The sequence below is a fragment of the Puerhibacterium sp. TATVAM-FAB25 genome, from assembly GCF_046535855.1.
In the GTDB taxonomy this organism is placed as follows: Bacteria; Actinomycetota; Actinomycetes; order Actinomycetales; family Cellulomonadaceae; genus Puerhibacterium; species Puerhibacterium variabilis_A.
On record NZ_JAXUAK010000003.1, the window covers coordinates 294,932 to 304,080 of the forward strand.

General features: G+C 73.5%; 7 protein-coding genes. 2 read left to right on the forward strand and 5 right to left on the reverse strand.

All coding sequences use genetic code 11. The features are described 5' to 3' along the window. Positions 1–19 precede the first annotated feature (19 nt). The 4 genes from mmsB to U5M74_RS05385 all read right to left on the reverse strand — a co-directional run bounded on the left by mmsB (position 20) and on the right by U5M74_RS05385 (position 5,579). Positions 20–1,198, reverse strand: coding sequence for a multiple monosaccharide ABC transporter permease (gene mmsB, locus U5M74_RS05370; protein WP_410906836.1), 1,179 nt, complete (start codon positions 1,196–1,198; stop codon positions 20–22). Then, positions 1,195–2,835: a multiple monosaccharide ABC transporter ATP-binding protein gene (gene mmsA, locus U5M74_RS05375; RefSeq protein WP_410906838.1), complete on the reverse strand. Its 1,641-nt coding sequence runs from the start codon at positions 2,833–2,835 to the stop codon at positions 1,195–1,197. The genes mmsB and mmsA overlap by 4 nt, the downstream gene beginning before the upstream one ends. Positions 2,836–2,979: 144 nt before the next feature. Further along, a complete protein-coding gene (gene chvE / locus U5M74_RS05380) occupies positions 2,980–4,137 on the reverse strand; it encodes a multiple monosaccharide ABC transporter substrate-binding protein (protein WP_410906840.1) in 1,158 nt (385 codons plus the stop codon). Between the two features lie 452 nt (positions 4,138–4,589). After that, positions 4,590–5,579: a malate dehydrogenase gene (locus U5M74_RS05385; protein ID WP_410906842.1), complete on the reverse strand. Its 990-nt coding sequence runs from the start codon at positions 5,577–5,579 to the stop codon at positions 4,590–4,592. A gap of 124 nt (positions 5,580–5,703) precedes the next feature. On the opposite strand from U5M74_RS05385, the gene U5M74_RS05390 reads away from it, so the two are divergent. Then, positions 5,704–6,807 carry an MIP/aquaporin family protein gene (locus tag U5M74_RS05390; protein WP_410906844.1) on the forward strand — a complete coding sequence of 368 codons (1,104 nt, stop codon included), beginning with the start codon at positions 5,704–5,706 and terminating at the stop codon, positions 6,805–6,807. Between the two features lie 111 nt (positions 6,808–6,918). Here the strand turns inward: U5M74_RS05390 and U5M74_RS05395 are convergent, their stop codons facing one another. Then, positions 6,919–7,455: a DUF3017 domain-containing protein gene (locus U5M74_RS05395; protein WP_410906846.1), complete on the reverse strand. Its 537-nt coding sequence runs from the start codon at positions 7,453–7,455 to the stop codon at positions 6,919–6,921. A 127-nt stretch (positions 7,456–7,582) separates the two neighbouring features. On the opposite strand from U5M74_RS05395, the gene U5M74_RS05400 reads away from it, so the two are divergent. Next, positions 7,583–8,995, forward strand: a complete 1,413-nt coding sequence (locus tag U5M74_RS05400; RefSeq protein ID WP_410906848.1) for an NAD(P)/FAD-dependent oxidoreductase — start codon at positions 7,583–7,585, stop codon at positions 8,993–8,995. Positions 8,996–9,149: the final 154 nt, after the last annotated feature.

Sequence of the window (9,149 nt, forward strand, 5' to 3'; positions counted from 1 at the left end):
CCGCCCGCGCGTCGCACGATCAGCGCAGCGCGGCGGCGCGGCGCTTGTTCCAGATGTCGAAGGCCACGGCGAGCAGCAGCACCAGGCCCTTGACCACCTGCTGGATGGACTGCGGCACACCCATGAGCTGCATGCCGTTCGACATGACCGCCATGATCAGGCCACCGATCATGGCGCCGCCCACGCGCCCGACGCCGCCCGTGGTCGAGGCGCCGCCGATGAAGCAGGCCGCGATCGCGTCGAGCTCGAACATGTTGCCGGCGCCCGGCTGGGCGCCGTTCATGCGGGACGAGTAGACGACGCCCGCCACCGAGGCCAGGAAGCCCATGTTGACGAAGATCCAGAAGTTGATCTTCTTGACCTTCACGCCGGACAGCTCGGCCGCGTGCAGGTTGCCGCCCACCGCGTACACGTGCCGGCCGAACACGGACTTCTGCGTGATGAGCGTGTACACGATGATCAGGATCGCGAGCAGGATGAGGATGTTCGGCAGGCCGCGGCTGCTGGCCAGCTGGTAGCCGAACCACATCACGACGACCGCCACCGCGACGATCTTGAGCACGAACAGCGGCATCGACTCGACGACCTGCTGGTAGGCGATCCGGCCACGACGGGCGCGCCACTGCGCGACGGCGTAGCCGACCACGGCGATGCCGAAGATGACGAGCGTGAAGATGTCCACGCCGTACCCGCCGAGCAGGCCGTTCTGGAAGCCGTTGGCGATGTCGTAGTACGTGCCGCCGAACGGCGACAGCGAGACGTTGTCGAGCACCCGGTAGGTCAGGCCGCGGAACAGCAGCATGCCCGCCAGGGTGACGATGAAGCCGGGGATCCCGACGAACGCCACCCAGAAGCCCTGCCATGCCCCGACGGCCAGGCCGACGCCGATCGCCGCCAGCACGCCGACGTACCAGGGCATGCCGTTGCGGATCACCAGCACGGCCGACACGGCGCCGGTCAGCGCCACGACGGAGCCGACCGACAGGTCGATCTGCCCCGCGACGATGATCAGGATCATGCCGATCGCGAGGATCAGGATGTAGGAGTACTGCAGGACGATGTTTGTGAGGTTGCCCGGGCTCAGGAAGTTCTGGTTGAGCGCGGCGAAGAGGGCGACGATCGCGACGAACGCGACGAAGATGCCGCTCTGGCGCATGTTCCTCGTCACCAGGTCGCGGAAGCCGGCGATGGCGGTCATGACAGTTCCTTCGTGGTGTTCTGCAGGCTGACGGAGGACTCGACGGCGACGTCGGCGGAAGGCCCGACGGCGCCGGTCGTCGCGGTGGCGCCGGTGGGCACCGCCCCGGCGTCGCGCTCGAGCGTCATGAGCTCCATGAGCCGCTCCTGGGTGGCCTCGGCGACGGGCACCTGGCCCGTGATGCGGCCGAAGGCCAGCGTGTAGACGCGGTCGCAGATGCCCAGCAGCTCGGGCAGCTCCGACGAGATGACGACGACGGCCTTCCCGGCCGCGACCATGCGGTTGATGATCGTGTAGATCTCGTACTTCGCGCCGACGTCGATGCCGCGCGTGGGCTCGTCGAGGATGAGCACGTCAGGGTCGGTGTAGAGCCACTTCGACAGCACGACCTTCTGCTGGTTGCCGCCGGAGAGCTTGCCGACCACCGACATGACCGTCGGCGTCTTGATGTTGAGGCTGGCGCGGTACTCGTCCGCGACCTTGAGCTCCTCGTTCGCGTTGACCCAACCGCGACGGGCGAGCTTGCCCAGGCCGGCCAGCGAGATGTTGCGGCGCACGTCCTCGATGAGGTTGAGGCCGTAGCGCTTGCGGTCCTCGGTGGCGTAGGCGATGCCGTGGTCGATGGCGTCGGCCACCGTGCGGATCGTGATCTCCTTGCCGTCCTTGACGATCCGGCCGGAGATGTTGCGGCCGTAGGTGCGCCCGAAGATGCTCATCGCCAGCTCGGTGCGGCCGGCGCCCATGAGGCCGGCGATGCCGACGACCTCGCCCGCGCGCACGTCGAAGCTCGCGTCGTCGATGACGAGGCGCTCCGGCTGCGTCGGGTGGTGCACCGTCCAGTGCTCGACGGACAGGACCACGTCGCCGATGTCCGGCGTGCGCTCCGGGTACCGGTGCTCCAGGTCGCGGCCGACCATCCCGCGGATGATGCGGTCCTGCGTCGAGGAGGGGTCCTTCATGTCGATCGACTCGATGGTGCGCCCGTCGCGGATGATCGTCGTGGAGTCGGCGATCTCGGCGATCTCGTTGAGCTTGTGCGAGATGATGATCGAGGTGATGCCCTCGGCCTTGAGCTGGCGCAGCAGGTCGAGCAGGTGCTCGGAGTCGTTGTCGTTGAGCGCCGCCGTCGGCTCGTCGAGGATGAGCAGGCGCACCTCCTTCGAGAGCGCCTTGGCGATCTCGATGAGCTGCTGCTTGCCGACGCCGAGCTGGCCGACCGGCGTGGTCGGGTTCTCCTTGAGTCCCACCCGCTCGAGCAGGCGCGCGGCCTCGTGGTTGGCCTTGTTCCAGTCGATGAGCGGCCCGGTCCCGCGGACCTCGTTGCCGAGGAAGATGTTCTCGGCCACCGAGAGGTAGGGCACGAGGGCGAGCTCCTGGTGGATGATGACGACGCCGCGCGCCTCGGAGTCGTTGATCGAGCCGAAGCGCACCTCCTCGCCGTCGAGCAGGATCTGGCCCTCGTACGTCCCGTGCGGGTAGACGCCGGACAGCACCTTCATCAGCGTCGACTTGCCGGCGCCGTTCTCGCCGCAGATCGCGTGGATCTCGCCGCGCTCGACGGTCAGCGTGACGTCCTGCAGGGCCTTGACACCGGGGAACTCCTTGGTGATGGAGCGCATCTCGAGGATGGTGCTCATCGCGGGTCCCTCCCGGTGGCGCCGGAGCGCGCGGTTGCGTGGGTGTTCATGCGCCCTCGTTCCTCCTTCGGTGGGGCGGGTGGTGCGGGGGTGGGCCCGCCCGGCGGCCGAGAGCCGCCGGGCGGGTCGCACCCGAGGGGGACGTCAGCCGGCGACGCCGGCGTCGATCTCCTCCTGCGTCCAGTAGCCGGAGTCGACCAGGAGCGGGGTGATGTTGTCCGAGTAGACCGTGTCGACCTCGAGGAGGTACGACGGGACGACCTTGACGCCGTTGTCGTACTGCTCGGTGTCGTTGGCCTCCGGCTCCTCACCGTTCACGTAGGCCTCGGCGGCCACGACGGCCTGCTCGGCGAGCTTGCGCGTGTCCTTGAAGATCGTGGACTGCTGCACGCCGTCCTGGATCAGCTTGACCGAGGCGATCTCGGCGTCCTGGCCGGTGACGACCGGGAGGCCCTCCTCGATGGTCGGGCCCATGCCGACGCCCTGGAGCGCCGTGATGATGCCGCGCGAGATGCCGTCGTAGGGCGACAGCACGCCGTGCAGCTCCGTGCCGCCGGAGTACGTGGAGGTGAGCAGGTCCTCCATGCGCTTCTGCGCGGTCTCCTGCAGCCAGCGCAGCGTCGCGGCCTGCTCGATGTCGGTCTGGCCGGAGGGCACGACGATGGAGCCCTCGTCCATGAACGGCTTGAGCGTGTCCATCGCGCCGTCCCAGAAGAAGTGGGCGTTGTTGTCGTCCAGCGAGCCGGCGAACAGCTCGATGTTGAACGGACCCTTCTCCCCCGTCGGCTGGCCCTCGGCGTCGGTGAGGCCGAGGCCGGTCAGGAGCGCCGTGGCCTGGGCCACACCGACCTGGTAGTTGTCGAACGTGACGTAGAAGTCGACGTTCTCGCTGTCGCGGATCAGGCGGTCGTAGGAGATGACCGGGATGTTCGCGGCAGCCGCGGCCTCGAGCTGGCTCGTCAGCGCCGTGCCGTCGATCGCCGCGAGGATGAGCACGTCGGCGCCGCCGGTGATCATCGAGTCGATCTGCTGCGTCTGCGTGGGGATGTCGTCGCCCGCGTACTGCAGGTCGACCTGGTAGCCGGCCTCCTCGAGGCTCTCCTTGACGGCGTTGCCGTCCTGGATCCACCGCTCCGAGGTCTCGGTGGGCATGGCCACACCGATCTTGACGTCCTCGCCACCGTCGCCGGCAGGGGCGCTCTCGTCCCCACCGCCGCCGGCGCCCGAACCGCCGCAGGCGGCCAGGGAGAGCGTCAGCGCCGCACCCGCGGCGACCACGCCCATCTTCTTGCCGAGTCGCATCGTCGCGCTCCTTCTCTCGTCGTCGAGGGTCCCTCCGGCGCGTCAGCGTGCCGGCGCCCTCGCGGGCGGGACCACGGCGTCCCGGCCCCTGACGAGCCGGTCCGCACACCAGAGTGATGTGTTCGAGACTCGAAGTCAAAGCCTGGACGGGTGACCTCGGGTCACGATTGCGTCACGACGGGTGCGGGGCCGGCGTGAGCGCGGCAGGAGGCTCCGGTTTGCGCCGCTTTGCCCGGTCGCCCGACCGGCTCCCGGCTCGTCCGGCGGGCCCTGCCGCACGTCTTCGGCGTCCGAACTCAAAGCGCCCTCTCGGTCGCCGAGACAGCGAGCCGGGCCGCCGAGATAGAGAGGCCCGACGGCGAGATAGAGCACTCCCTCGGCGAGACAACGAACCCTCGCGCCAAGCCCGAGAGGCGCCTCTCGGGCTCGGCGCGAGGTTCGCTGTCTCGGCGTCAGAGCAGGCCCAGCGCGCGCACGGCGTCGCGCTCCTCGACGAGCTCGGCCACCGAGCGGTCGATGCGCTCGCGCGAGAAGTCGTCGAGCTCGAGCCCCTCGACCACGTGCCACGCGCCGTCGGACGCCGTGACCGGGAACGAGCACACCAGGCCCTCCGGCAGCCCGTACTGACCTGTCGACCACAGCGCGGCGCTGGTCCAGTCGCCCTCCGGCGTGCCGTGCACCCAGTCGCGCACGTGCTGCAGGGCCGCGTTCGCCGCGGAGGCCTGCGACGAGGCCCCGCGCGCCTCGATGATCGCCGCGCCGCGCTGCGCCACGGTCGGGATGAAGTCCTGCTCCAGCCACTGCCGGTCGGCCGCCAGCTCGGCGCCCGGGCGCCCCGCGACCTCGGCGTGGAAGACGTCGGGGTACTGGGTGGCGGAGTGGTTGCCCCAGATGGCGACCTTCCGCACGTCGGACACGTGCGCGCCCGCGTGGTGGGCGAGCTGGGACAGCGCCCGGTTGTGGTCGAGCCGCGTCATCGCGGTGAACCGGTCCTTCGGGACGTCCGGCGCGTGGGCGGCGCAGATCAGCGCGTTCGTGTTGGCCGGGTTGCCGACGACGAGCACCCGCACGTCGTCGGCCGCCGCCGCGTTGATGGCCTCGCCCTGCGGGCCGAAGATCCCGCCGTTGGCCTCGAGCAGGTCGCGCCGCTCCATGCCCGCCGACCGCGGGCGGGCGCCGACCAGCAGCGCGACGTTCGCGCCGTCGAAGGCACGGCGCGGGTCGTCGCTGATGTCGACGCCGTGCAGCAGCTCGAAGGCGCCGTCGTCGAGCTCCATCGCCACGCCCTCGGCCGCCTTCACCGCCTGCGGCACCTCGAGCAGCCGCAGCCGCACGGGCGTGTCGGGCCCGAGCATGGCGCCCGAGGCGATCCGGAAGAGGAGCGCGTAGCCGATCTGGCCGGCGGCCCCGGTGACGGTGACGTTCACGGGTACGGTCGTCATGAGGCCACTGTGGCCCACGCGTCGAGACCTGGCGACAGCAGCTCCGGACGAATTCCGCGAGATGCTGCCGCATCGCGGAGCGGACCGGCATATTTCCGGCGTTCGTCCAGCATGGACCGGTACCGTGCCCACGAAAGCACTCGCCGAGACTCCAAGGATCCTCATGTCCCAGGACTTCGCCGCGCCCAGCGGCGCCACCGCCGCCGGGGTCGCCACCCCCGTGCAGCCCTCGTACTCGATGCCCTCCCGACTCGCGGCCGAGGCCTTCGGCACGTTCGTCCTGGTCCTCGGCATCGTCGGCACCGCGGCCTTCAACTTCCTCAACCAGGGGTCGATCCTCACGGTCGCGCTCGCCGGCGGCGTCCTGCTCATGGCGGGCGTCGCCGCCGTCGGGCACGTCTCGGGCGGTCACTTCAACCCCGCGGTGACCCTCGGCCTGGCGCTGGGCGGCCGCGCGTCCTGGCGGGACGTGCTGCCGTACGTCGCGGCGCAGCTGGTCGGCGCGGCCGTCAGCGCGCTGGTGCTCTGGTCGCTCGTCCCCGAGTCCCTGCCGGCGGCGCTCGGCATGGAGAGCAAGGCGCAGATCATGCAGGGCACGGCCAACGGCTACGGCGAGCACTCGCCGCTGTCCACCGCCGCGCAGGGCGCCACGGAGTTCTCCCTGTGGGCCGCGCTGCTCGTCGAGGTGATCGTCACGGCCGTGCTGGTCGGCGTCATCCTCGCCACCGGCGGCGACAAGCGCGCCCGGACGCCGTACCCGCCGGTCCTCGTCGGCCTGGTGCTCGCCGCGCTGATCATCCTCGCGTGGCCGGTCACCAACGCGTCGCTCAACCCGGCCCGCTCCTTCGCCTCCGCGCTGTTCGGCGGCGGCTGGACCTGGGGTCAGCTGTGGCTGTTCGTCGTCGCCCCGCTCGTGGGCGGCGCCCTCGCCGCGCTGTTCTACCGCGCGTTCTCGCCGGCGCCCGCGGTCGCCGGGACGGTCGCAGGGACCTCCACGGCCGACGCGGACGCCCCGGAGCGTGACCTCGTGGACGACGCGGACGACGACGCGGACGACGACGCGGAACGGTACGCCGTCACCCCGTCGAGAGACACCGCCGACGCCGTCGTCGTGAGCAAGACCCCGCGCGACGCCGCCACGGACGCCGAGGTCGAGGCCGCGGAGGCCGAGGCCCTGGCCGAGGAGCGCCGGGACGGCGAGGACGGCGGGGTCACCCCGCCGCGCTGACGCCCCGCGCCGCGCACGCACGAGCCCCCGCCGTCCCCGGACGGCGGGGGCTCGTCGCGTCCGCGGGCCCCCGCGCCCGGCGTCCGCTCGGCCCGGGTGCCCGAGGGCGGCTCAGCCCAGGAGCGGGATGGTCAGCGCGAGGAAGAGGATCATCGCCGCGAGGCCCCAGCAGGTGGCGACGTCGAGCAGCTTGCTGCGCACCACGATGCCCGCGGCGGCGTTCGCCCGCGGCGCGAGCGCGCGCCAGGTGCCGACGACGGCGAGGGTGACGGCGATCGTCACGGCGCCGGCGCGGACCCCGACCAGCAGGCCCATCGCGCCGGTGAGCAGGACGCCGAGCATCGCGGTCGTGAGCGACGCCTTGGGGTGGGGGCCGCGGTACGGGCGACGGACGGGGGCGCGGTGGTGCGGCACGGTGCCCCCGGGCGTCGCCGGGAGCGGGCCCGCCTCCGGGGCCGGGGTGGCCGCGGGCGGGGTCGGCCGGGCGCGCTCGGGGCCGCCCGGGACGTCCGTGGCGTCGGCGGAGCCCGTGGGCCCGGCCGGCGACGGCGCCGCGGCGCCCGAGGGGCTGCCGGGGACGGGGTCCGCTCCCCCGGCCGTTGCCCGGGGGAGCCAGGCCGGGCCCGGGGCGGTCGGTCGGGGTTCCACGGCGTCGAGCCTACCGGCCGCGGCCGTGGCCCCCGTCCGCCCGCGGGCCCGGTCCGCCCGCCCGCTCCCGCGCCGGACGGCGGCGCTCACCTGACCTGCGACCGCGTCCGGGGGTTAGCGTGACGGCGTGCCAGTCCGCCCCGCCCCGCGCCGCTACCCGACCCTGCCCGTCCCGCCGTCGCTGCCGCACCCCCGGAGCGTCGCCGTCGTGGGCGCCGGCCTCGCCGGGGCGCAGACCGTGGCGGCCCTGCGCGCCCACGGGTTCGACGGGCGGATCACCCTGCTCGGCGCCGAGGGGCTGGCGCCGTACGACCGGCCGCCGCTGTCCAAGGAGCTGCTCACGCGCCCGGAGCCGGTGTGGCTGAGCGACGACCTCGGCGTCGACGTCGAGCAGCTCGCCGACGACGTGCGCCTCGCGGACCCCGCCGTGCGCCTCGAGCCCGAGCCCGACGCCGTCGCGCTCACCACGGCGTCGGGCGAGCGGCTCGTCGCCGACGCCGTCGTCCTCGCCGTCGGGTCCGAGCCCGTGCGCCCGCCGGGCTGGGAGACCGCCTGGACGCTGCACACCGCCGCCGACGCCGACCGCCTGCGCGCCGTGCTGACGGAGCGTCCCGGGCTGCGCCTCGTCGTCGTCGGCGCGGGCTGGATCGGCGCGGAGCTGGCGGGCGTGGCCGCCGGCGCGGGGGCGGACGTCACGGTCGTCGAGGCCGCGCCCGTGCCGCTGGACCGCCAGCTCGGGGCCGCGGTCGGCGCGCACCTCGTGCCCTGGTACGCCGCCGCCGGCGTGCGGCTGCGCACCGGGACCCCGGTCGCCGCCGTGGACGCCGGCGGCGTCACCCTGGCCTCGGGCGAGCACCTGCCGGCCGACGTCGTGCTCGCCGCCGTGGGCGCCCGGCCGGCCTCGCGCTGGCTCGCGGGCACCCTGCCGCTCGACGCGCGCGGCGGGCTGCGCGTCGACGCCGCCGGCCGGCTGACCGGCCGCGCCTCCCCCACCGACGCGGCCGGCCGGCTCGGCGCCGCCACGCTGGCGCGGATCTGGGCGGTGGGCGACGTCGCCACGCGCGAGCACCCCGTGTTCGGGCCCGTGCCGGGCGGGCACTGGTCGGCGGCGCTGCACGACCCCGACACCACGGTGCGCGCGCTGCTCGGCGTCGACGAGTCGCCCGCCGACCCCGAGGAGCTGCGGGCGCGGCTGGGCCTGGCGCCCGTGCCGCGGCACGCGCCGTACGTGTTCTCCCGCCAGCTCGGCCACGACCTGGCGCTGCTCGGCCTGCCGAGCGGCGTCGAGGAGGTCGCGCTGCGCGGCGACCCGGCGTCGGGCGGGCCCTGGGCGGCCCTCTACCTCGAGCAGGCCCTCGACCGGCACCCCCGCTCGACGGGCGAGGGCCACCGCACGGCGCTCGTGCGGGCGGTGCTGCTGGTCGACTCCCCGCGCGAGGTGGGCGCCGTGCGGCGGCTGATGAACCGCGACGAGCCGCTGCGGGTGGACGTCGACCGCGCGCTGGACCCGGCGGTCCGGCTCAAGGACGCCGCCGTCTGACGCTGAGACCGAGACCTGCGCCGCCGAGATAGAGAGGCGGGGGGGGGGGGGGGGGCGGGGGGGGGTGGGGGGGGGGCGGGGGGCCCCCCCCCCCGCGGGGGGCCCCCCCCGAAGAGAGGCGGGGCCCGCGCAGGAACACCGCCCCGGCGGCGGC